This is a genomic window from Paenibacillus sp. EB106-05-06-XG162, from assembly GCF_058791655.1.
Window position 1 is genome coordinate 87247 of record NZ_JBYTDT010000015.1, and the last position, 21404, is coordinate 108650.

The 21404-nt window shown below is 44.7% G+C and carries 23 protein-coding genes; 5 read left to right on the top strand and 18 right to left on the bottom strand.

The window, feature by feature from the left end; translation table 11 throughout:
• Nucleotides 1-54: 54 nt before the first annotated feature.
• The gene (locus tag AC3WU2_RS24420) at nt 55-2109 is read left to right on the top strand and encodes a serine hydrolase domain-containing protein (protein WP_492457593.1); all 2055 of its coding nucleotides are present in this window, start codon (nt 55-57) and stop codon (nt 2107-2109) included.
• A 151-nt stretch (nt 2110-2260) separates the two neighbouring features.
• Here AC3WU2_RS24420 and AC3WU2_RS24425 read toward each other — a convergent pair whose 3' ends face one another.
• The 10 genes from AC3WU2_RS24425 to AC3WU2_RS24470 all read right to left on the bottom strand — a co-directional run bounded on the left by AC3WU2_RS24425 (nt 2261) and on the right by AC3WU2_RS24470 (nt 10651).
• On the bottom strand, nt 2261-2506 hold the full coding sequence (locus AC3WU2_RS24425; protein WP_492457594.1) for a hypothetical protein: 246 nt from the start codon (nt 2504-2506) through the stop codon (nt 2261-2263).
• Between the two features lie 340 nt (nt 2507-2846).
• Nucleotides 2847-3986 carry a toxic anion resistance protein gene (locus AC3WU2_RS24430; protein ID WP_492457595.1) on the bottom strand — a complete coding sequence of 380 codons (1140 nt, stop codon included), beginning with the start codon at nt 3984-3986 and terminating at the stop codon, nt 2847-2849.
• Nucleotides 3987-4012: 26 nt separating this feature from the next.
• Nucleotides 4013-5698, bottom strand: coding sequence for a vWA domain-containing protein (locus tag AC3WU2_RS24435; protein WP_492457596.1), 1686 nt, complete (start codon nt 5696-5698; stop codon nt 4013-4015).
• A 12-nt stretch (nt 5699-5710) separates the two neighbouring features.
• The gene (locus AC3WU2_RS24440; protein ID WP_492457597.1) at nt 5711-6451 is read right to left on the bottom strand and encodes a hypothetical protein; all 741 of its coding nucleotides are present in this window, start codon (nt 6449-6451) and stop codon (nt 5711-5713) included.
• Between the two features lie 47 nt (nt 6452-6498).
• Nucleotides 6499-7083, bottom strand: a complete 585-nt coding sequence (locus AC3WU2_RS24445) for a helix-turn-helix domain-containing protein (RefSeq protein ID WP_492457598.1) — start codon at nt 7081-7083, stop codon at nt 6499-6501.
• Nucleotides 7084-7311: 228 nt separating this feature from the next.
• The gene (locus tag AC3WU2_RS24450; protein ID WP_492457599.1) at nt 7312-7962 is read right to left on the bottom strand and encodes a DUF2306 domain-containing protein; all 651 of its coding nucleotides are present in this window, start codon (nt 7960-7962) and stop codon (nt 7312-7314) included.
• 14 nt (nt 7963-7976) lie between these two features.
• Complete coding sequence (locus AC3WU2_RS24455) at nt 7977-8609, bottom strand: NAD(P)-dependent oxidoreductase (RefSeq protein WP_492457600.1); 633 nt, start codon at nt 8607-8609, stop codon at nt 7977-7979.
• Complete coding sequence (locus AC3WU2_RS24460) at nt 8606-9445, bottom strand: SGNH/GDSL hydrolase family protein (protein ID WP_492457601.1); 840 nt, start codon at nt 9443-9445, stop codon at nt 8606-8608. The genes AC3WU2_RS24455 and AC3WU2_RS24460 overlap by 4 nt, the downstream gene beginning before the upstream one ends.
• Nucleotides 9446-9495: 50 nt before the next feature.
• A complete protein-coding gene (locus tag AC3WU2_RS24465) occupies nt 9496-10260 on the bottom strand; it encodes an SDR family NAD(P)-dependent oxidoreductase (protein WP_492457602.1) in 765 nt (254 codons plus the stop codon).
• A 37-nt stretch (nt 10261-10297) separates the two neighbouring features.
• Nucleotides 10298-10651 carry a DUF6220 domain-containing protein gene (locus AC3WU2_RS24470; RefSeq protein ID WP_492457603.1) on the bottom strand — a complete coding sequence of 118 codons (354 nt, stop codon included), beginning with the start codon at nt 10649-10651 and terminating at the stop codon, nt 10298-10300.
• A 195-nt stretch (nt 10652-10846) separates the two neighbouring features.
• Between AC3WU2_RS24470 and AC3WU2_RS24475 the strand changes: the two genes are divergently transcribed.
• Both AC3WU2_RS24475 and AC3WU2_RS24480 read left to right on the top strand, forming a co-directional pair.
• A complete protein-coding gene (locus AC3WU2_RS24475; RefSeq protein WP_492457604.1) occupies nt 10847-11539 on the top strand; it encodes a response regulator transcription factor in 693 nt (230 codons plus the stop codon).
• Complete coding sequence (locus tag AC3WU2_RS24480; protein ID WP_492457605.1) at nt 11536-12870, top strand: sensor histidine kinase; 1335 nt, start codon at nt 11536-11538, stop codon at nt 12868-12870. The genes AC3WU2_RS24475 and AC3WU2_RS24480 overlap by 4 nt, the downstream gene beginning before the upstream one ends.
• A gap of 340 nt (nt 12871-13210) precedes the next feature.
• Here the strand turns inward: AC3WU2_RS24480 and AC3WU2_RS24485 are convergent, their stop codons facing one another.
• From AC3WU2_RS24485 to hcp, 5 genes are all read right to left on the bottom strand, one after another.
• On the bottom strand, nt 13211-13807 hold the full coding sequence (locus AC3WU2_RS24485; protein WP_492457606.1) for a hydrolase: 597 nt from the start codon (nt 13805-13807) through the stop codon (nt 13211-13213).
• Entirely contained in the window at nt 13779-14999 is a 1221-nt protein-coding gene (locus AC3WU2_RS24490) for a multidrug efflux MFS transporter (RefSeq protein WP_492457648.1), read from the bottom strand. Before AC3WU2_RS24490 ends, AC3WU2_RS24485 begins: the two co-directional genes overlap by 29 nt.
• A 76-nt stretch (nt 15000-15075) precedes the next feature.
• Nucleotides 15076-15906: an AraC family transcriptional regulator gene (locus AC3WU2_RS24495; protein WP_492457607.1), complete on the bottom strand. Its 831-nt coding sequence runs from the start codon at nt 15904-15906 to the stop codon at nt 15076-15078.
• Nucleotides 15907-15980: 74 nt separating this feature from the next.
• The gene (locus AC3WU2_RS24500; RefSeq protein ID WP_492457608.1) at nt 15981-16691 is read right to left on the bottom strand and encodes a DUF7002 family protein; all 711 of its coding nucleotides are present in this window, start codon (nt 16689-16691) and stop codon (nt 15981-15983) included.
• A 126-nt stretch (nt 16692-16817) separates the two neighbouring features.
• Nucleotides 16818-18110 carry a hydroxylamine reductase gene (gene hcp, locus AC3WU2_RS24505; RefSeq protein ID WP_492457609.1) on the bottom strand — a complete coding sequence of 431 codons (1293 nt, stop codon included), beginning with the start codon at nt 18108-18110 and terminating at the stop codon, nt 16818-16820.
• 176 nt (nt 18111-18286) lie between these two features.
• Here hcp and AC3WU2_RS24510 point away from each other — a divergent pair, with 176 nt between their 5' ends.
• Nucleotides 18287-18550 carry a hypothetical protein gene (locus AC3WU2_RS24510; protein WP_492457610.1) on the top strand — a complete coding sequence of 88 codons (264 nt, stop codon included), beginning with the start codon at nt 18287-18289 and terminating at the stop codon, nt 18548-18550.
• Here AC3WU2_RS24510 and AC3WU2_RS24515 read toward each other — a convergent pair.
• Genes AC3WU2_RS24515 through AC3WU2_RS24525 form a run of 3 tightly spaced genes read right to left on the bottom strand, consistent with a single transcriptional unit; the run spans nt 18522 to nt 19883 of the window.
• Nucleotides 18522-18935 (bottom strand): YvaD family protein, encoded by a 414-nt coding sequence (locus AC3WU2_RS24515; protein ID WP_492457611.1) that lies wholly within the window; start codon nt 18933-18935, stop codon nt 18522-18524. The two genes, AC3WU2_RS24510 and AC3WU2_RS24515, sit on opposite strands and share 29 nt — an antisense overlap.
• A gap of 17 nt (nt 18936-18952) precedes the next feature.
• Complete coding sequence (locus AC3WU2_RS24520; RefSeq protein WP_492457612.1) at nt 18953-19324, bottom strand: DMT family transporter; 372 nt, start codon at nt 19322-19324, stop codon at nt 18953-18955.
• A 4-nt stretch (nt 19325-19328) separates the two neighbouring features.
• The gene (locus AC3WU2_RS24525) at nt 19329-19883 is read right to left on the bottom strand and encodes a TetR/AcrR family transcriptional regulator (protein WP_492457613.1); all 555 of its coding nucleotides are present in this window, start codon (nt 19881-19883) and stop codon (nt 19329-19331) included.
• 257 nt (nt 19884-20140) lie between these two features.
• Between AC3WU2_RS24525 and AC3WU2_RS24530 the strand changes: the two genes are divergently transcribed.
• Nucleotides 20141-21319 carry a serine hydrolase domain-containing protein gene (locus tag AC3WU2_RS24530; RefSeq protein ID WP_492457614.1) on the top strand — a complete coding sequence of 393 codons (1179 nt, stop codon included), beginning with the start codon at nt 20141-20143 and terminating at the stop codon, nt 21317-21319.
• Nucleotides 21320-21404: the final 85 nt, after the last annotated feature.

Here is a 21404-nt window from a genome sequence, read left to right on the forward strand (position 1 = left end):
TGTATGATGAATTCAGCAAGTCACATCTAGAAAAAATTCGAGGAGGAATTATTAATGAAGAAGATGGTTTCTGTATTCATGACCGCTATACTTATTGTAATACCGGTCACCCCTGCTTTTGCTCTAACGAACCATGATACTGTAAAGGAAAAGGCACAGGAGCTGGCTTCGAAGATCATGTCCGATTATGGTGTAAGTGGATTGCAATATGCAATTATGGATCATGGATCCATTGTTCTATCCGATAGCGCTGGTGTATACGATAAAGCGACCAAAAGTCCGATCACCAAAGACACCATGTTTGGAATTGGCTCGGTAAGTAAAACGTATGTGTCTGCTGCAACGATGATGCTAGCTGATTCTAAAAAAATTGATATTGATAAACCGCTAACCACGTATATCAAGGACTTTAAAATGGCAGATGAACGATATAAAGAGATTACGCCACGCATGTTGATGAATCATTCTTCAGGAATTTACGGTAGTCACTATGCGAATAGTATATTGTTTGATGATAATGATACGAAAAATCATGATGAATTATTGATCAAATTACAATCAGAGCGCTTAAAGTCAAACCCCGGCGAGTTTTCGGTATATTGTAATAATGGTTTTCAGCTGCTTGAAATCTTGATTGAACGAGTGAGTGGTTTAAGTTATAGCGAATTTCTTGAAACCTATATTAGCAAGCCTCTTCATTTAACCTCTACCAAAACACTACGTGATTCATTTGATAGAGACAGGCTCACAAAAACTTATTTTCCAGGGATCGACCAGGCTTTACCCGTTGAGAATGCCAATCTCATTGGGACAGGAGGCGTCTACTCCACGGCCGAAGAATTAAGTAAGTTCGCTGAAGTATTAATCGGGAATCGAACGGATATTTTATCTGAGAAGTCAGCAAAGGCGATGCAAAGTCATGAGTATAGAAAAGGGGTGTGGGTTTCTGAAGAGACAAACACCATTAATTATGGTCTTGGTTGGGATGCCGTCCGTTTAGCGCCGTTTAGTGATTACGGAATAACCGCATTATATAAAGGTGGAGATACGTTGATGTATCACGCGGCTTTGACTACCCTACCCGAACATGATATTTCTATAGCTGTACTTTCATCGGGAGGGAGTTCTTTCTACAATAGTATGCTTGCATCTAATGTTTTATTGGAATATGCAAGAGCCAAGGGCATCATTAAAGAGATCCTACCTGAAAAAACATTTGAAGCTCCATTGAAAGTGGATATGCCATCGGATTTGATTGCTTACTCTGGACTATACGGTACCGTAGGTAAAACGGTAAATCTGGAGATAAAGAACGGAGAGATTGATCTACCAACTCTAGGAAATGGATTGCTACCGCCTCAAAAATATGTATATACGGGCAATGGACAATTCAAAAACAACGATGGGAATGTAACTCTAAGCTTTGACCAACCGAAGAATGGAAAAACCTATTTAAAGCTTAACGCTTACATAAATATTCCAGGACTAGGTCAAACGGTTATGGTGATGTATGAATATCAAAAGTTAGATTCTAATTCTCTAAATCAGTCAACTAAAACGGTATGGGAAGATAGAAATGGAAAAAGTTACTACGCCTTGGATGAAAAGATAACTTCAGGCATGTATCTTACCAAAGCACTGTTGTCCAAAAATATATCCGTTGATATCAACCATGGATACGCATCCGGTACTAAAATTGTTGATAAGAATAAAGCAATAAATGTAATGAGTATTCCTATTATGAAGGGAAGAGATACTTTTGATTTGAATTTCTATAACGTGAAACATGCAGAGCATTTAGTGATCGATGGACAATCTTATATCAGAGAAGATGCGATTCACCCCATTTATGATGGGAATGATTCATTCTGCAACATACCATCCAATGGTCAAGCTGTGTGGTATAAAATTGATGGAAAATCAGCCAATCGAGTCATGAACGTTGAGACTCCGGTAAGTGGGGGATTTGCCGTTTATGACGCGAATGGAATGGTTGTGAACTTTTCAAAGGTAACGAACAATCATTCGGTAGTACTACCTGAAGGTGGGATGATCGTTTTTGGTGGTAATAAGGGGGATCGATTTAAAATTAATTTGAAGAATAAATAAACGTGGAGCACATCAATCTTATTCATATTGGCCGATAAGGCCTCTTACAACATTTTCAAGTGTTGCCACGATATGAATAAGAAAATGTCCAATCGTTATAAAAAGGCCGGGTACTACTCCAAAATGGAGCTGTACCCGGCCTTTTTTATGACTATTCCTCCAGATAGAGACTTACTTTGTTTTGAATACTATTGGCAACCGTTTCAGCCGATTTTTGCCCGCTAAAGAATGGTTCTGTTTCGTCGGTTAAAATTTTCTTGATTTTCGGATCGAGTCCACTATAACGCTTCAACTGCGGAAGAAGTCCCTTTGCCGCTTCAATAAATTCAGGGCTCAGCTTCATATCTTTGTTTGCTGCCGAAGCATCAATTTGAGCTTGACTTGCTCTTTTATTCACAGGCAGCCCTTCCAGCTCCGGCGAGGATTGCATCTCCTCCGAGATTAAAAATTGCAGGAACGACCAAGCTTCTTTTTTATTCTCCGACTTATTATTAATAGAAAGCAGCATATTCGACTCAAACGAATTCCCATCTTTTGGTTCGGATTCGATAAACTGCAGTCTTAATTCCCAATCATTTGCTTGGTTACTGATATGCTCAATTTAGCCCACAATTTTTCTTATCGCAATTTCCACGTACGATGAAATGGAGAATTTTACGGGTGCTAAGCAACATATATGCGAAAAAAAGGCTTCCGCCGATTCATTTAGCAGAAGCCTCCTGTTCATTCATAAATCTTTATAACCCCAACTTATGCCCCTTCTCCAAGCGCTGAATCTGCTGTTCCCCGGTGTCTGCTAGTTCCCGGAACTGGCTGATCGTCTCTCGCATCTTCGGCAGTGCTTCCTGTTTGTAGGTGCTGATGGAATCTAGCGCCGATAACACATCCGTAAATGCTTGTTTCAACGTCTCCACATTGATATTGGCTTCGAGTGCTTGCTTATGGATTTGAGCCCCTTGATCTTTGAGCATCCTCGACGTGCCAGCAATCAGTTCATTGGTCGTTTGGTTAAGAAGCTCAATCTTCTTCAAGACGATCTTCTGATTATAGAGCGCGCTCGCGACCGTTACGGAAATTTTCAAGGCCGAGATGGTCACGTTCTTGGCTCTGTCAACACCGCGAATCAATTCTTTGTTGTTGCGGGTGACCACTTCAATGGCCATAATCCCCTGCTGATTGACGACCATCATTTGCTGCATATCCATGACCCGTTGACGAAGTGGGAACAGCACCTCTTCGGTAATGAAGCGAATTTTATCCGGGTCTTCATTCCGTGCCTTGGCCGCTTCGATCTGTGCTTCAATGGATGTATCCATCAAGGTACCGAGCTCGATTTCCTTCTGAAGCTTCTTCGTCAGATCGCGCAGTGCCTGCTGCTCAATTTCAAGCGTCGTATTGTCATTCTTTAGGGTCGTCTTCCCTTTGTCTAGCGAGACGACAATATCGGCGATCATCGCATCGGCTTTTTCATACTTCAGAAAATATGCGCGTAACGGATTGAATAGTTTGCCTAAGAAGCCTGTTTTCGTAAAATCAATGACGCTGGGGTCGAGATCCTTCAATTGCATATGCAATTCGGTTAAACCCTTCGCAACTTGGCCGCCGTCGTCTCCCGTTTTGGACAAGTTACCTACCGATACCTGAAGTAAATTGTTTTTATTCGAAGAGGTTCGCATCGTATTCATCCCGAACGTATCGATCGATTGCAAGATCTCTTTTCGCTTCTCAAGCGAATCAAGATCTAACGACATAATGGAGGCAACATTGGAATCAGCCAATGCTTGTAGCTTCGCAACTTCCTCGGGAACGGGTTTAACCTCTTGCTCGATCGCCGCTTGAATTTCTTCTGGGTTTACGACTTCCATCGAAAATGACATAGGAATCCTCCTTATATTATAAAAAGTTACATTTGTACGTTAAACAGGTTTGCAATTTTATAGACAACATCATCGGTATCGGCATTAATACTCGCTGCTTCATTAATACTCGATATGCTCTGCAGCGCTTGAATATCGGCATTGTAGCCAATGGTGTAGATCGGTACTTTGTAGGTGGCAATCAGATCCTTGATATCTTTGAGGGAATTCCCGCGATTGGTCTCCCCATCACTCAGCACGAAGATCATCGGCTTAATCGATGGATTTACGGCTTTCTCATCCTGAAGCATTTTTAACGCAACGATAATGCCGTCGAAGGTAGCCGTCCCGCCATCTGCTTGCAGACTCTCTACCGCCCCAACGAACATCGACTGCTGTGTCGTGTCATACTTCTTAATAGGTAGATTGATCGTGACATCATTAGAATAAGAGACAAGCCCGATGCTATTGTCTTTTCCTAGATACTTTTGTCCTTTGAGCAAAGATTCCTTTAATCGATTAATCGGTTCTCCGGCCATGCTGCCCGAGACATCCGTTACGAACACAGCGGCAATCGGTTTACTTCCGTTTTTCTTCTCTTTCCATACTTTCTGTGCGGAGGAGAGAAGTCCACCGTCCACGACAGCAATTTCGGATTTATAATCATTTAATTGATTGAATCCTTTATCTTGAGCCATCTTCTGATATTTGTCTTGCGTCACAAATTCAGCAAATTTCTTAATCAGATCGATTTTGTCCTTCGGGAGATCGCCTAGCGCGTATAACGGACTATCATGTCTCATCCCAAAGGGTGTAAATACGTACCCGCTCTTCAAATCAGCTGTGTTTAGGTAAGACTGATATTCGAGCACGAACCCATCTAACATTCCGGACTTCGCCGCATCGCGCATTTGAATCGTGGTCGAGGCTAGAAAAGGCACATTCACTTGGAATTTCTCGAAGCCTTGGATCGCTTTATCACTTAGAATATTCGAACTGTCAAACGTATTAAGCGCTGTGATCAGGAAGTTCAACCCTGTTGAGCTTGCAAAAGGATCCGTATAGCCCATGCTGAATTCATTATTCGCGATCGCTTCCGTCACGGTCTTAACATTCACAGATCCATAAGAAGCGACAAGCGCATCATTTTTGGCTTTCGTAATCACAATCCCGGGAACGTTACCTACAAGCCGCTTGGTTATAAGCTGCGTTTTAACCCCACTCGCCTTGACCATTTCGCCCCATAACTCATTCGAAGGGGTATAAGCATCAGGAATATATTTGCCGGATTTAATATAATCGGCAGCTGTACCAGACGCAATATTACGAATTTTGACGGAGACGGGCTTCCCGTTCACTTGGATATTCGCCTGATTGAATTCTGTTGCAACATCCGCTAGCCAACTATCCATCCCTGTTCCTGACTTTTCTGTTGAAGAGAATATTTCAACGAAATTATTGGTCGTATTGTTCACTGTAACTGGAAACTTCGAGATGTCCGGCAGCGTCTCCCCAATATCCGCAGGATTGATATCGATTTGACCTTTTACCGGGGTATCAGTTGTAACAGATATGTTGTTGTAGAGCTTGTTGAGCTGCTTGCTTGCGTCTTCCGCAGTGACCTGAGTTTTCGTTTTGCCCAAGTTCGAGGTAAAGTTCACCCCAAGATAGACAAGGATAAATACAACTACCAAAATAAAGATAGATAATAGAAACTTACTCTTTCCAGTCATTCGCTGCACCTCTCACGATTTATAGTATTTGGTTTGCTTGATTAATGCGTCCAATTCCTGCATGCAGGACAGTTGTTCAATTTCACCGGGCTCAATATGATCTAGGCTGGAAATTTCTAAGAGGAGTTGATCGAGCTTTACTAGAATTTCTTCGTTATTCGCAATAGAGCTCTTCATGGATGTGAGGTAATCGTTATACACGTTGGCTTTCTTCTGGAGAAGTTCAGTGGAGAAACTGGATGACTTGCGCTGAATCATCCGATTAAATTCCGATTCATCAAAGACGTTAAGGATGTTCAATATATTCCTGGTGTTCAGATAGAATAGATTCTGGGCGGCTTGGGATACGGCTGCGAACTTCTTAAAGCTCATCTCCGTCTCTTCAAATCGCTGCTTCAGAACCTGGAGCAAGGTACTCATCCGCTTCTGCAGCCGCTCCATTTGCTCTAAGGCTAGGTTTATATCGCTTTCTATTCCTTTGACATGGCGATATCGAGATAAATTCTCGACATATTCTTCGTGCGTTTTGATTTCCTTAACAGGAATAATAACAGGTTTCTTGAACAAGAAATGATAAATGCCGTAGATAAGAGCACCTGCGCTGGCAAATAATAAGGTGACTCCTGTTGCTGTGGATAGGGCGCTTGCTCCAATCTGAACCCCTATAAATCCTGGTGAGAGCACGAGGATGTTCACAGCAGCTACGCTTACCATAAGACCAATGAGTTTAATGATATTTGTACTCGACAACATTTAATCCTCCTCTGCCTTTCTTCAGGATGAGTTACACTTCAAATTTGCTAGACTTCCGCTGCCTTGCGATGGCGCCTTGCGATGGTCGATAAAGATTCCATACTGGATCCCTGATGATACTCAGGTTCTTCGAGAATAGCACCTTCCTGAACGAAGTACGTATGTATTTCCATCCATTGGTTTTTCATCATTGCATTGTATCTACGTTGCATACCAGAAAAAGTCACAAGTAATATGCCATCTGATTTACGAATCTCACTCGGGCTAAACTCCCCTCGCTCTAGCGCTTTGCGAATGGTCGCACCCCCGCCTTCAATCCCCCACAATCGAGCCGCTTCCGATAAGCCGAAAACTTCATTGACGCTGATGCCATTCGGGGGGTAGGACGGAATAGGACCTTGAATGATCGAGAGCTCATTTTGCGCATACATCCGTGTATGACCTTGCAACCTTTCCCCTTGCGCGTCGTAAGCAATAACAGAAATGCTAACTTCTCCATCACGTTCTACACATTGACGAACTGTCAGCAAATCTATTAACGCTGCATTCTCTTCCTGGGCAGGAAAAATGGATGCGGGCCACACTCTTTCTCCATTCGACAATATGACTTGAAAACACAACAGATGCCCCATAAACTCCTCCATCATCATTCCAAGTAATGGTAATAGAACATGAAGATTTTACCATAGTCACGAAATCGTGACAACCAAAATATTCCTTACCATGTCCCATTGTAAAAACACCGAAAACCTAAGAAAGAAGGAGAAACAAACGCATATAAGCCCCCCATCCAATGAAGGACGAAGGGCTCTCATATATAGAGATAGAATCCTCACGGATTGTAGGTCGTTAATCAAGTCCTAACGTTTCTTCAAACGGTTTACAATCACCCATTCCGAAATAACGATATTGATGACCAATCCAACCCAGACATTTACTTCTAGCACTTGATTCAGTATAGGTTCAACGCCTTGGAACGGCACGCCCCTATGTCCTGCGAGGTAGATCAATATGCACACCGGCGTAACGATGCGTGCGCTTGCGGCGACAAGGGTCATGGCATAATTGCGGGTCATCCATACACCGTGGGCCTCGAATTTTCTATGACGGGCTGACCGATATCCTTGCCACCCGGTAAATAGCCATAACGCCACCAAGATCAAAAAAGCCATTTGCCGGATATAACTTGACGTATACATCCCCACAATCAAACCGGTTACGCTGCCAATGGCTACAAATGCCAAATAACTTCGTCCGACGATCCGGTGGACGTAGGGTCGTCTGGCTCGCAGGCCGGGAAGAAATTGCACCCACCCTACAATAAGAGCAAACAGCGATGCGAAAATATGGACGAGCAGCAGCGGGTAATGAAGATTAAACGAAGGGTTAAGCGATACTCGACTTTGCTCATGATCAAATAAGACATAAGGAGCTATGGCAAAGCCGGCGGCACCAAACGTAAGCACAACGATAATCATCCACCCGATCTTGTTTTTAGGGACGTTCGACATATGCTCCTCCATGACTAATTTGATATTTCAACAACGGCTTGAAATGACGACGAATTCGGAATCAATTTCATCATGTAGTCAGCCAAGTCCGCACGTGAAATCCCTTGTGCCTTAAGCAGTGGCTTATTAAGAGCCGTCCGATACGTTCCTGTCTTCGATCCGTTCGTTAACCGGGGAGGACGAATGACGGTCCAGTCCAGCGATGATTTCCGTACCATAACCTCCATTCGAGCCATCTCTTCATAAGCGTATTTGTACATAGGCTGAATTACAAGCCGGATCACTAACCGTTGCAGCAAAGGAGTATCGGGTGGAACCACCAATCCCGCCGAGGATAAGCCGATCAACCGACGCACGCCTGCACCTTCCATCGCCTTGACGATATTCTCTGTACCTTCTGAGTAGACTGTCGTAGGTTTACGATGATTTACACCAAGCGCCGATAGAACCGCATCTTTGCCGATGATCCATGGACTGAACGAAGATAGGTTCAGAACATCTCCCCGAACGACTTCCAACTGTTCATGGCGAATGTCAACCGCTTCTGGGTTGCGAACGATTGCGGTCACTTCGTGACCGAACTCAAGTGCCTGCATGACAACTTGACGTCCGGTGCCACCTGTAGCTCCGAATACGACGATTTTCATCCCGCTGTGCCCCCGGTAAGATCTTCAACAAGCCAGCGCACGATGGCTTTATGCCCTTCAATCGTAGGGTGGAGGCCATCCCATCCTATGAATTTCGCCTGTGCCGGTTGTCCGAATCCTACTTGCGTATCTACAACAGCGTCAGGCATATTACGGATCATGTCGCCGACCGATAGGATGTCTTTGTTACGCCAGCTTAATTGCCCCATCCTAAAATATGGGAACGCGTCCATTCTCTCTTCATCGAAAGTCGGCGGCGTAATCCATACCCATTGAGAATTGGTACGCGCTGCAGCAATCCGCCGAATCTCAACTAAGTTTTTGGCGGTTTCTTCTAAGCTGACTTGCGTTTTGGTTGACTCAGGCCCAACGCGTAACACATCATTGCCCCCGATCATGCAGAGGATCCAATTCGGCTGCTTCTGGGCAATGCCGCTGAACCGACCGAGCACTTGGGTTGAGGTGTTGCCTGATATCCCTTCATTGATCAGTTGTATCTCGTCCTGTGGTCTTTGCAGTTCAAGCAGGTGCCTAAGAATTTCAAACCATGATAGCAGATCATCTGTCGTACTCTCGCCAACGCCGATAACGGTTTCACCTGCTTTGAATGGTAATCGATCGATCCGATCGGCAAAATCAGGGAGTTCCAGCAGTTGCTCCGCTGCATCTCTTGCCTGTTGAACCAATTGATCTTTGACAACCTGGTACGATGACAAATCCATACCGTAAATGGCTGCTAACAATTTGTCGTCGAGATGACGCGCAAAGCCTAGCAGCTTATCAGGATGCTGCATTTGAATCAGTTTGGCCCATTGCGGGTTTAATGAAGTTTCCATCGCTCACGATTCTCCTTTTTATATGAATCTCTTTTATTCGTTTGAACGGCTTATCGCATGTACATGCCGCCGTTGATCTCAAGCGTCTCTCCAGTTACGAAAGAGGAAAGATCTGAAGTCAAGAACAACACGCCATCTGCCACGTCTTTCGGAAGCCCTTCCCGCCCGAGCGGGATACCGTCAATAATGAACTTGCGAATCTCTTCCGTTTTGAACCGATCGTTCGAAGTATTGGCAATCACGCCGGGAGAAATGGCGTTTACGCGAATGCCTTTACTGGCGTATTCTTTTGCGATGTTTTTCGTAAAGGTGAGCATTGCGCCTTTCGCAGCCGCATACAGCGCGACGCCCGGACCTCCACCACTCACAGCTGCAAGCGAAGCGATATTCACGATATTCCCTCTTCCTTTTGCTATCATCGCAGGAAGAACTGCTTGGGATAAGAATACGCAAGACTTGAAGTTGACATTGAGCATCTCGTTGTAATCGTCCTCCGTCAATTCAATCAACGGTGTCCGGCGGCTCATCTGACCAGCATTATTAACCAGAATGTCAATAGATGCACCGAATGCAGTTTGAACCTGAATCACCAAGGTGTTCATCTGGTCAATTGCGGTAAGATCGGCATGAAAGGCCGCAGCCTTTCCACCAGCCTCGCGGATCATACGAACCGTCTCATCTGCCCCCTCTTTATTCCGGAAGTAATGGACAGCGACAATCGCTCCGCTGGATGCAAGTCGCTCTGCGATTGCGCTTCCGATGCCTCCACTTCCTCCCGTTACAAGTACCAGTTGTCCGTCTAAATGTATATTCATCTTTAGCCCTCCCTGTAAATTGGACTCGCTATTTTCCTTACGATGCTCTTCTCACCGTTCTGACCGAGCCCCAGAACATCAGCAATGCGATGACCGGGTGAAGCGCTGCAATCACATCGACGGATGAGAATACTTGAATCGTCAGAAACTGCACCACGACGAGCACAAATAAACCCAAACTGATCCATCGCTTAAACCCCTTTATGTCACTTACGAACGTTAGCAGGAACATAATGAATGGAACCAAAGCGAACATCTTTACAAACGATTTGTGCACCGACCAATTTGCGGCATCCGAGAATGTCGCCATCCCAGCAATGAATACTTGCGCCACAATACAAGCTAAAAATAACCAAGCTAATATTTTGTAAATAGTGCTCCCGACTTGCATGATTAACCCCTCCCCCTTCAGATTTTCGTGTATCAGTAAGTATTACAATACCTTCTGAAAATCACGAAATACGGGGTGAAAAAGTCACAAAACGATCAACGAACAGGTACATTCCAGTCAATCAGACCACGAGCGATAACGGATATGCTACAATATTGCCAAATCGTTTTTTACTACATGGTTGGAGGAAACGACATGCATAGCAGACGGACGGTATTGATCGTTGACGACGATAAAGAAATCGTGGAATTAATGAGGGATTTCCTCGAAGATGAGCAATTTGAAGTGGTTGAAGCGTACAACGGTGCACAAGCGATAGAAGCATTGGATCGTCAGCGTGTCGACTGCATCCTGATGGATGTGATGATGCCCGGCCAGAGTGGGCTGGAGTTATGCAGACAAATACGGAGGACACAAGATACGCCGATCCTTTTCCTCAGCGCACGGGGAGAGGATGTGGACAAAATCCGCGGCCTCAGCATAGGTGGTGACGATTATATCGTGAAATCCGCTACGCCTGAGGAAGTCGTCGCCCGCATTAAAGCAGTGCTCCGCCGGTCTGGCAAGCATGAAAAAGGTCTACAACTCGTGCTCGACTTCGGCAGACTTGTCCTTGATGTAAAGGCACATGAAGCAAGAGTTGATGGTCATCCAGTATCCATGACGCCCAAAGAATTCGATATTCTCTGCTTATTCGCAGAGTATCCTCGTCAAGTATTCACGTATGAACAGCTGCTGCAGCGCTTCTGGGAGGGGATCGGCGACAAGCATTCCGTCACTGTACATATTGGAAGGATTCGAGAAAAAATCGAAGAAGACCCTAGAAAGCCAGCATTTATTACCAATGTGTGGGGCGTGGGTTATCGGTTTGAAGGAGTGCGAAGATGAAGGCGCTCCGAATTCGCCAATGGATGGTCATCGGAATGCTTATTGTGCTGATCCTCCCGCGGTTGTTCTATGAGATTCCAGGTCTGTTCGATCGTTATATCGGAGAGAGCAATAAGCATTCACGGCAGGAGACGGCCTTGGACACCTTAATGCGTGAAGTTGGCAAGGAAGACATCTCACGTTGGCGCGATCCGAGCTGGCAGTCAGCACTCGGGAACATGCTCGCCACCTCGCATGTGGGAATCATCTTACTCGACGCTTCTGATCATGAAATCTATCATTCGGTCCCTGCAGGATCAGAATCTACCGCGTATCGTGAATTAAGCGTCATGGAGCAAGGTCAATTGCGGGGGAAAGCCCTATTCTACGTTCCGATGCAGACGAGCCACTTGGCGACAGCCTTCGCCATCATCGCAGGATTATGCGCCATTCTATTTATTGGATGGCAAATGGGACGTGTTGTCGTGAAACCATTGGAAGCGATGAGTGCTGCTGCTAGACGAATCGCTGGCGGGGATCTAGATTTTCATCTTCCCGAATCTACCGTCATGGAAGTAGCCGATGTACGTGCCGCATTCCATGCGATGGGCAAGGGGCTTCGTGATTCACTGATTCGTCAGTCAGAATTAGAAGAAGAACGGCGCTTCTTTATTAGCTCGATTGCACATGACTTAAGGTCGCCATTATTTGTTTTGCGAGGATTCTTAAATAGATTGGAGCGCGGTCTAGCAAGCCATCCAGAGAAGGCTACTAGATATGCTGCCATTTGCAGCAAAAAGGCAGAACAGTTGGAGCATCTTGTATCCGATCTTTTTTCTTATAGCCAGCTGGCATCCTTGGAGCAACGGCTTCGACAAGAGCCTTTGGATATCGATGCTCTTCTCACAGATATGGTTACTGAATATTTGCCGGTAGCCAAGGAAAGAGAAATAGATTTGGTCTACAATACATCGGCGACGGAACATCTACTCCATGGCGACGCTCATATGCTAAGGCGAGCGATCGGAAATCTGATCGATAATGCCCTTCGTTATACACATAGCAATGGCATCATTGTCATCCGCTTGCACGTGGAGGACACACGAGTCCTCTTCACCATTGAAGATTCGGGTCCGGGAATTCCTGAGCACGCTTTGCCTCATATTTTTGAAGCCTTCTATAGGGGCGATGATTCAAGGAATCCAGAATACGGCGGTACCGGGCTTGGACTCACGATTGCACAGCGTATTCTAAGAGCACACAAAGGCGATCTCACGGCTCAGAATCACAGTCAGACGGGGGGCGCAATTTTTACTGGCTGGATTGCTTTGTGCACGACTACATTCACATAAAAAAGCTCCCATGGGAGCTTTTTTTGATTAGCAAAGCGTATTGGATAAGGCGAAATCCGCTCCTAACTTAGTATCAGCACTCAATATTGGTGCATTTAATCTCGGAGGTGCGGGAGGTGCATGGCTCGGTGGGATCGTAATAGATAGCTCTTTGGGACTCCAAGCCCTTCCTTGGGTAGCGGCATTGGTCACGCTGCTTGGATTAATGATCACGATTACGAGTATGTTCGCAGATAGAAACCGGAGATAGAGCAACGCAATGAATAGAGCCCCTGTGACCAGTCACAGGAGCTCTATTCATTTGATTCACGTTGTCATCGTAAATGCCGCGCCGCTCTATTTATCTTAACGATAAAGCGACCTCTTCACTTGAACGAATCTGACCAATGCGAGGGAAGATATATTGGCAGACATAATCATGCTCCTCTTGCGTTGTAGCCGTCATGGCATCCTCCACGAATACTTGATGATATCCATGTTGATATGCTTCTCTTGCCGTCGTATCCACACCGATGGAAGTGGATATCCCGCACAGCACAATGGTATCGATGCCACGGCGACGAAGTTGTAGATCGAGGTCCGTACCATAGAATGCTCCCCATTGCCGCTTCGTAATGGTATGCGCATTGGGCGTATCCGCGATTTCTGGAATGAATTCATCCCAACCTGCTGCGTATTGTGCGGGATTCATTTTCATATCAGTATTTGGGGTTAACATATCTTTTCCATCCAACGAAGAAACTCTGACAAGTACGACAAAAGCACCTTTCTCCGTGAACGCTTTGACGAGTTTGCTTGCATTCTGAACAACTTCTTCAACCGTATGCGGTGCTATCGGTCGGCCTCTGCTCGCAATTCCTTTTTGCAAATCAATAACGACCAGTGCCGTTTTGTCTGCGTTCCATTCCTCAGCCTCTCTTGATTTCAACGCTTCCATGTTCATCTCTCCCATACCTTTTATTTACTTTGAAATACACCCATACCGCGTTGATCAGCAGCAATGCACTTGTAATAAAGAACACATCGCGAATACTAAACCAGGCTGCCACTTGCCCACCTAATACAGAGCCAACAAATGTACCTAAATACCCTGCCGACATATTGAGCCCGAACACTCTGCCCGTCAGTGCATCCGGTGTAATCCGTTTGATCAAGATATTCACGGAAGGGATCAAGCCCGCTGCAGCTAATCCGAATAGAAATCGTAAACCCATGAGCTGCCAAGGGTTCTGGACAAAGGCCTGCGGGATGAATAATACCCCCGCTACGATCAATGCGACAAGGATCACTTTATTGGCCCCAATTCTATCCGACAGCCTCCCAAGCCTAGGAGCAGCAAGAATATTCGCAAGACCCGTGGCGGAGAAGGCTAGTCCGGCTAACAGCGTGACATGACTGGTATTACTGGACAATTGAGTGATATAGACGGTAATAATCGGTTCTACCGAATATAAGGCCACTGTCAGCACGAAGAACGTGACGAACAAAGTCACCGTCAAGCTTTTTTCAGGCACAGCCCGCCATACCTCCTTCATGCGGAGCGTCTTCTTATGCTCTCGGATAAAGGATTCATTCACGAATAAGACGGTTGTAATAAAAGCGATCATCAGCAGTGCACCGGTGATAAAAAAAGAATTTCGCAACCCAAAATGCTCTGCAACAAAGCCGCCAATCGTGGGTCCAATGAGTGATCCTGCAATATTCGCCGTTGAGAGGGTGCCTAATGCATACCCCGCATGTTCCTTATCCGTCTGCGTTGCAATTAGCGTCGTGCAAGCTGTGCTATAACCTGTAATGGTGCCTTGCAGCATTCGAAGTCCGATCAATCCATAAACATGATGCACAAAGCCCATACAGCCTACAACAATCGCCATGCCAAGACTTGCCCGCAGGAGCATCGGTTTACGTCCAAATTTGTCCGCCGCTTGTCCCCATATAGGTGAGAAAATAGCTGAAATGATAAAGGTAATCCCAAAAGCGATGCCGGATAATTGCGCAATGGATGCTGGATCGTCGACACCAAGCTGCTTGATATAGAGCGGCATGATCGGTGCAATCTGACTCATCCCCACGCCTGTTACGAACATCCCGAACCAACACACGATAAGATTTCTTTTCCATATCGGCATCATCGTTAGCCTTCCTTCTGCTGAACAATCCTATCCTCATGTTATCCACCAGAATGGCTATATACCATGCACGATCTTAAACCTCATGGACATTTTTGTTGTAAAATTCCGATGGACTCATTCCCTCCATCCTTTTGAAAATTCTGCTGAAATAGAACTCATCCGTAAATCCGACGGCCTCTGCGACCTCTTTTATTTTTTTATCGCCTTCAAGAATCAATTCTTTCGCTTGATCAATTTTCATCTTATTAAAATACTCAATCATCGAATAACCTGTAATTCCCTTGAACGCTTTTGATAAATAAGTAGATGACAATTGCACCATATCTGACAGCTCGGTTAAAGTGATTTTCTTACTTATATGTTGACGCATATAATCAATAATTTTGTCCACCTTATGCGAAATAGCATAATTCCGATCTTGCTTTCTCGTGTTCTGCCAAATGGCGATGAGCAATTGCTGAAGCAGCGTCTTCGTCATAAACTCATATCCCGGCAGTTTTGCGTTCCAGGTGTCCACTAATTTTTCGAAGATATCCTCTACTTGGTAATAATCCTTTAATGCTTGTCCCGCGGGCAGTGCAAGCATTGGCGCCTCATTCGTAATATCCAGACGCGTGTCATTGAAGGTAACCCACGCATAACTAAAATGTACCGTTAGGAAATTAGGCGGCACTTTCGCATCAGGTTCAAAAGAATGCAATACGCCTGGAGCAATGTAGTACAGCATGCCTGCTTGAGTCGGATATTTGCGCCCTCCGATGACCACATTCCCATTCCCACCTGTCACAAATACGAGCTCATGATGCTGAAGAGTTCGCGTCATTGGGCGAAGTAGTCTTCTTGTATCTTTCAATTTCCTGCCATTGCAATAATGAATGTAAAAATAGTAATGATTGATGTACATGTTATCCTCCATGACGTTATCGAATCGTACCTATTGTAAACCTCCCCACTCAAAAAACAAGACTCTAACGGTCGTCATCGACTTGCTATAAAATCTTGTAAAGGTTTCGCAAAACCCTTCCAGCCGTCAGGGATCGATGCACGATTATGGACATAAACATTTCGTATATACTGAGATATATTCGTCACCCGCTCCTCTATTAATATTTCTTTGATGTCGGATGCTCTGGAAGGCCAAGTTGTATTCGATCCATCTACATGAAGGAATTCGTTCAAAGGAAGGAACATGTTCGGACTTTTCTTATAAGTACAATGCTTGGGGAACCTCGGCGAGCTTCCGGAGTCATATTTGGACAGCTTCACCGCTGAAAAATGCGCTAACAATAGATCGTGAGCATCGAATTCGAGAATCGCAAATGCTTCGCTCGGTTCTCTTCGGGTATAGGTATCCAGCATCTTCAGACAATCCCTCCTGGTAGGCCAGAAAAAGACATGTCGATCCAGTGTTGCCCGGAATTCCTGCATGGTGGTCGATGCATCGATCAATTGCTCAGGAATGCGAAGATGGGCATTGATCATGACAAGATTTTCACGAAATGCTACTTCCTTAGGATGTAATCGGCGCTCTCCTGCATCGTATGGGTGTATGTGATAACTGGAGCACAGCGTATCCAATTGAGCTATCATCTTCAAATTCCGACCTCTTGTAAAATGATATAGCGATTTCCTGCCTTTCGATTTCGTTACGTTTTGGATAATATGAATCATGTCCTCTTGATGGTTCAACGCCCACCCTCCTTCCACCATTACCTTGTGCCAACCAAAGGAAATTTATGAAGCGCGCAAACAAACATAAACAAGACCCTGACAATTCGTCAGAGCCTTGCTAATTATATCGATACTACGTCTCGCTTAGGACAAAGCCAACATTGCCTGCATATCTTCCTCAGCGGTTGTAATCAATTTCAATCCGAACAACTCTACAAGGACATTGAGTACACCGGGCGAGATAAACTCCGGCGGCTTCGGTCCAATCCGAATATCTTGAATGCCAAGGCTGAATAGGCCAAGAAGAATCGCAACCGCCTTTTGCTCGAACCATGACAATACGATACTGACCGGGAGCTCGTTCACTGTACAACCAAAAGCATCTGCTAATGCAAGAGCAATTTTGACCGTAGAACCGGAGTTATTGCACTGACCAAGATCGATATAACGCGGTATGCCAGTATCTCCCACGGTACCATAATCGACGTCATTAAAGCGGAACTTGCCGCAAGATGTTGTCAAGATGACCGTATCGTTCGGTAACGAGGTCGCGAGTTCACGATAGTAATTCCCGCCTGTTCCAGGTGCATCGCAGCCTGCAATGACGAAGAAGCGGCGAATATGCCCGTCTTTGACGGCTTGGATGATCTCTGGCGCAAGGCCAATCACCGTCTCATGGTGATATCCTGTCGTGAGCACTTGCTCGGACTCGATATTCGCCACAGGCAGCGATAATGCGCGCTCAATGAGTGGGGAAAAATCGTCATCCACAACCTTCGCGACACCCTCTAGACCTGCAACTTCATAAGAAAAGAATCGATCCGCATACGTGCCTTTAATCGGCATGACACAGTTTGTGGTCGCCAGAATCGCACCTGGGAACTGTTCGAACAGTCTGCGTTGGTCGTACCAAGCTTTGCCGATATTGCCTTTCAAATGCGAATATTTCTTGAGCGCTGGATACCCGTGGGCAGGCAGCATTTCCGAGTGGGTATAAATGTTAATCCCCTTACCTTCAGTCTGCCGTAGCAACTCCTCCAGCGCATATAGATTATGTCCTGTCACCACGATGCAATGACCTTCAATTTTATTCTGACTAACCGTAATCGGCTGTGGAATACCAAACCGAGTCGTATGGGCATGATCCAAGACGTCCATGATCCGAACCGCAGCATTTCCGACTTTCATAGCCATGTCCAGATGCTCTTGCAGATTAAAGTTGGAGTTCGTTAAGGTCATATATAGGGCTTCGTGTGTAATCCGATCGACTTCGGGATCCGTGTATCCTAACTGTCTCGCATGGGTCGCATAGGCTGCAATTCCTTTTAACGCAAAAATCATCGTATCCTGCAAGCTCGCGATGGTTTCATTCTTGCCGCATACCCCAACGACGGTGCAACCGCCGCTTGGCGTCTGTTCACATTGGTAACAGAACATATCGTTGTCCTCCTTCAAGAACATCATTTGTTACCCACAGCATAGCAGAGCACCCGAGCGTGAATTGTGATTACACACACATTAGATTTGAACATTTCATGCCAACGTCAATGCAGCAACTTTTTCCATTATTTCAGCGTTATCTAATGGATATATGGAAAAGGTGGTCGATCTTTGTGATGTTGGATAGTCTCAAACGCATCAAGTTCTACCGTGCGCTCATCATCCTAGGGCTAGTCATTTTAGTTGGTTGCGTCATGGCCTTTGCCTACGCTTATTTCTCCGAATCCGTGTTTTATGTCAATGATCACAAATATAAACAAGCGAATGAACAAGGGATTCTGGTGCGTTATACGGCCGGATCCGCACCATTCATCGACGTGCAAATCGATGGCCAGAATCGTAATGTCATTATTCATCAAGAAACCTATTGCCGATGAACCCGTTTCTAACGAGTCCAGGAATAAAGAATAGTGGGTAAATAAGCAGAAACAGATTAGGAATCCACCACATCAGATCATAATCCTGCTTGATCACCCAGAATGCGATCGCTTGCAACCCTGAACAAGAAGTAAGCACCAGAGAAATCAATACCATCGGCTTCCAGACTGCTTTCGACTTACGATTGTAGTAAAGACTCAGTAGTCCGGTTACTGAGATGAGAACATCAAGCGGAAAGAAAGACCAGTTCCAAACCACGAGCATCGCATTGGTATAATCCTGATACGCATAACTAGGAGGAATCAGATGAAAATAGGTGACAAACCAATACACAAGGAAGGATATATCCGTAAATAAAAGTAATTTCCTTAGTTTACCGCTCATTTTTACAACTCCCTCATCTAGGTTGTATGCAGCAATTGTTCTTGTCGCATTGAACTTTCAGCATTCCCATGGCTATTGCTCCCGAGATTTAATCCCACGACACCGGCTATGATCAGGCATATGGAAATGAGCTTCAACATGGACAATGGTTCTCCAAACAATGCCCAGCCAATGCCTACGACGAGCAGCGTTCCCATGCCTGACCATATCGCGTACGCCACGCCAATTGGAATCCCTTTTAACGCTAGATTCAGTAAGGTCAAACTGAGCAAATAGAAGACGATGAGCAGCAAGGATGGCACCAGCTTCGTAAATCCCAATGAAAGCTTCATGAACGTAGTACCCGCCACCTCAGCCGCAATCGCAAATATTAACAATATCCAATGCATGGACTCACCTCATCCTTATCCCATCGATCATCATGTCTACCATCTCATTTAAAGCTTCTCTAATCGTTAATCCGATCTGATTAACATAAGCTTGCTCCATTAGTCGATTCAACCCTCCAAGGTATAACTGTATAAACAGCATCCGATTGAATGTCCCGAGCAACCCTTCAGCTTGAGCCTCTGCAACGATTTGATCCACCCCGTCCCATTGCTCTTCCATAAAAGAATTTAAATACTCCCATACTTCCGGATAAAAACGCTGCAGTTCATACAGTCGCTTCATATCAAAAAACTGAAAGTCTCGAGGAAGCATGACAAGTAATGCCTTCAATTTCTCCATTCTGTTCAACGTATGATCCTTCAAAATAGCCTGTTCAAGTTCTTTGATTTCATCGATAGCGTGCTGCACCATATCGCGAATCAGATCCTCTTTGGAAGGATACCATTGGTAGATGGTTTTTGTGCTTATACCGCATTGTTTGGCCATATCGGCCATCGTGAATCGAAAGCCTGATTTATAAATTTCCTGTTGTGCTTGTTGCATGATTCTATTCTTCAAACAAATTCACCTCCACAAGATAAACTAAGGAAAATATTATGTTTTCTTCATTTTCCATAGAGTATCCTATTCCTGCATCTCTGTCAAATTTATCAAAAGATCTGTACACTGAGAAATTCTCAATCTCTTTTTCAAATAACAAAAGTCATGTTATATTTTTACTTTATGGGAGGTGATTGACAATGACTGATCTCACGCAATCTCTGGATGATTATTTATCCAACTATGAACGGAACTGGCCACTCGGTGGAACCCAATTGATTGCTAGACATGGGGAAGTCGTCTTTAAGAAAGCCTATGGTTACGCAAACCTTGAACATCTCATTCCTAACACCATTGACACCAAATTCAGAATTTGGTCCTTAACGAAATCATATACCGCAATGGCCATTATGATGCTTTATGAACAAAAGCTTCTGGATTTCGAAGATAGCGCCAGCCTCTACTTGCCTGAACTGAACCCTTTGAAAGATATTTCGGTTGCACATTTGTTGACTCACACATCTGGACTTACCAATTACACCAGTCTCCCAGCGTACAACCAACGATTAAATAAACTAAGACTCAGCCATCACGACGTACTTCAACTATTCATCGATATACCACTAGCTTTTACACCAGGCACTTCTTTTGCCTATAATAATTCAGGCTATTTCTTGCTTGGTATGCTCATTGAGAATATCACGGGTTTAACTTTCGATAACTTTATAAGCGATAAGATACTCGGACCTCTGGGCATGGAAAACACGGGAGTAGACGATAACAAAAAGATCATCCATAAAATGAGTTCGTCATACAATGCCTCATCGGAAGATTTCATCCCGTGCGAATTCATGGATATGAGTTCAAGTTTCTCAACAGGGTCCATGTATTCAACAGTCGATGATTTGTTCAAATGGGATCAAGCTTTATACACTGAACAATTGGTTACAAAAAATACGATGGAACTGGCCTTCAAATCAAATGATTTTAACTATGGCTTTGGGTGGTTTCTTGATCAACGTTATGGTCGCAGAAGAGTATATCATGGAGGGGCGTATCGCGGTTATCGAAGTGAGATGCACAGATACCCGGATGAAAATACATCCGTAATGATGTTGACAAATTATGATTTTGTTCCCCTATTTAAACTTACCGAATCGTTAACAGGGATCCTATTCGGAGAGCAAATATCTGTTCCGACTCGCCCACATCCTTACTCCCTCGATGAAAGAATCTATGCGAACTATATGGGTACTTACGAAGGATATGGATGCAAAGCTACCGTCGAGCGGAATGAAGATCAATTATATTTTGTATGGAACGAGGAAACCATTATACCCTTCTATCCTATATCAGAGACAACATTTCATCATACTTGGTACGATTGGGAATGTACGTTTACATATGAGCGTGACGGTGAAATCTCGTTTCTAGGAATGAAAAAAACGGTGTAAGTTACTCGGGCAAGTAACTAGAGCCCGTGTCTTTACCACGTAGACACAGGCTCTTCATTGCAATTTCGAACACCTTCGAACAACA